Origin of the sequence: Pseudomonas sp. DrBHI1 (assembly GCF_002205115.1) — a bacterium.
Taxonomy (GTDB): Bacteria; Pseudomonadota; Gammaproteobacteria; order Pseudomonadales; family Pseudomonadaceae; genus Aquipseudomonas; species Aquipseudomonas mosselii.
Genome location: NZ_NIBE01000133.1, coordinates 57,353 through 59,399, shown reverse-complemented (window position 1 = coordinate 59,399; position 2,047 = coordinate 57,353). Strand labels below are relative to the sequence as shown.

Sequence of the window (2,047 nt, the reverse complement as noted above, 5' to 3'; positions counted from 1 at the left end):
AACCTACCTCCCACCCCACAATCCAAGTAAAGTGCCGCTCCCCCGCCGTACCCCGCAGAAAGGAACCGATCCCATGTCCACCCCCGCCCTAGACATCGCCGTAGTCGGCGCCACCGGCACCGTCGGTGAATCCCTCGTCCAGATCCTCGAGGAAGTGGCCTTCCCGGTCTCCACCCTGCACCTGCTGGCCAGCATGGAGTCCGCCGGCAGCAGCGTCATGTTCGCCGGCAAGAAGCTGAAAGTCCGCGAAGTTGACGGCTTCGACTTCACCCAGGCGCAACTGGTGTTCTTCGCCGCCAGCCCCGCCGTGAGCCGCAGCTTCGCGCCCAAGGCCATCGCCGCCGGTTGCGCGGTGATCGACCTGTCCGGCGCCCTGGACGGCGCCACCGTGCTGGTTCCGGAAGCCAATGGCGAGCGCATCGCCGAACTCGCTCGGCCCGCACTGATCACCAGCCCGAGCGCCGGCGCGGTGGCCCTGGCCGTGGCGCTGGCGCCGCTCAAGGGGCTGCTCGATATCGAGCGCGTGCAGGTCAATGCCTGCCTCGCGGTTTCGGAGCAGGGCAGGGAGGCCGTCAGCGAGCTCGCCCGGCAGACCGCCGAGTTGCTCAACGCACGCCCGCTGGAGCCGCGCTTCTTCGACCGCCAGGTCGCCTTCAACCTGCTGCCCCAGGTCGGCACCCCCGATGAACAGGGCCACACGGCCGTGGAGCGCCGCCTGGTCGGCGAGCTGCGCCAGGTGCTCGACCTGCCACAGCTGAAGATTTCCGTGACCTGCATTCAAGTCCCGGTGTTTTTCGGCGATAGCTTCAGTGTCGCCGTGCAAAGCCGTAATCCGGTCGATCTGGCGGCCGTCAACGCCGCGCTGGAAGCCGCCGACGGCATCGAGTTGGTCGAAGCGGGCGATTATCCGACACCAGTGGGGGACGCAGTGGGCCAGGACGTGGTCTATGTTGGTCGTGTACGCCATGGTGTCGATGAAGACCAGCAGCTGAATCTGTGGCTGACCACCGACAATGTGCGCAAGGGCGCGGCGCTGAATGCCGTGCAGGCGGCACAATTGTTGATAAAACACATGGCGTAAAAGATACTGCGAGCAATTTTGTCCTGAACCGCGCAAAGGTTTTCGGGACGCTTCATACAAGGGAAGAGTTCATGCTTCGAATTCGCAAACTGGTTCTGGCCATCGCTGCAGCCTCGGCGCTGTCGTCCGGCGTGGCGAACGCTCTGGGGTTGGGCGAGCTGACCCTCAAGTCGGCGCAGAACCAGCCGCTGGATGCCGAGATCGAACTGCTCGATGTGCGTGACCTCACCGCGGCGCAGATGGCGCCCAGCCTGGCGTCGCCGGAAGAGTTCGCCAAGGCAGGGGTGGCCTTCCCACCGTACCTCGAAGACCTCACGTTCACGCCGGTGATCAACCCCAACGGCAAGAGCGTGCTGCGGGTCACCTCCAGCAAGGCGTTGCCGGAGCCGGTGGTCAAGTTCCTGGTCCAGGTCATGTGGCCCCAGGGCCGTCTGCTGCGCGACTACAGCGTGCTGCTCGACCAGGCCCAGGCCCAGGGTAGCCAGCCGACCCAGGCCAATATCAACCCGGCGGTCAGCGCGGGCAGCTACACCACCAAGCGCCGCGACACCCTCTGGCAGATCGCCGCGCGCAACAGCAACGGCGGCTCGATCCAGCAGACCATGCTGGCGATCCAGGCACTGAACCCGGATGCCTTCATCGGCAACAACATCAACCAGCTCAAGATCGGCCAGGTCCTGCGCCTGCCCGATCAGCAGCAGGTGCAGAGCATTCCCCAGGCCCAGGCCAACCGTGAAGTGGCCGAGCAGTACGCCGCCTGGCGCGAAGGCCGTCGCCTTGGCCCGCGTGCACGGCAACTGGACGCCACCCGCCGTGGCGAGGCCGGCGCCGCGCCGGCACGCATCGCCCAGGGCGACAACCTGCGCCTGGTGGCACCAGGCGGCAAGGGCGCGGCCGGTGAGGCCAAGGCGCTCGGCGACAAGCTGGCCGTGGCCCAGGAAAGCCTCGACACCAGCCGTCGCGACA

At 66.6% G+C, this 2,047-nt stretch carries 2 protein-coding genes; both read left to right on the top strand.

Features of this window, described 5'->3' with window-relative positions:
- The first annotated feature begins 73 nt into the window (after positions 1-73).
- The gene (locus CC207_RS24835) at positions 74-1,081 is read left to right on the top strand and encodes an aspartate-semialdehyde dehydrogenase (protein WP_088852924.1); all 1,008 of its coding nucleotides are present in this window, start codon (positions 74-76) and stop codon (positions 1,079-1,081) included.
- Between the two features lie 71 nt (positions 1,082-1,152).
- The coding region (locus CC207_RS28075) for a FimV family protein (RefSeq protein WP_256582355.1) at positions 1,153-2,047 on the top strand (895 nt) is incomplete at its 3' end.

Bases quoted from the DNA above. Each gene is read 5' to 3' on its own strand.
- CC207_RS24835 (WP_088852924.1), top strand. From the start codon at position 74: ATGTCCACCCCCGCCCTAGACATCGCCGTAGTCGGCGCCACCGGCACC.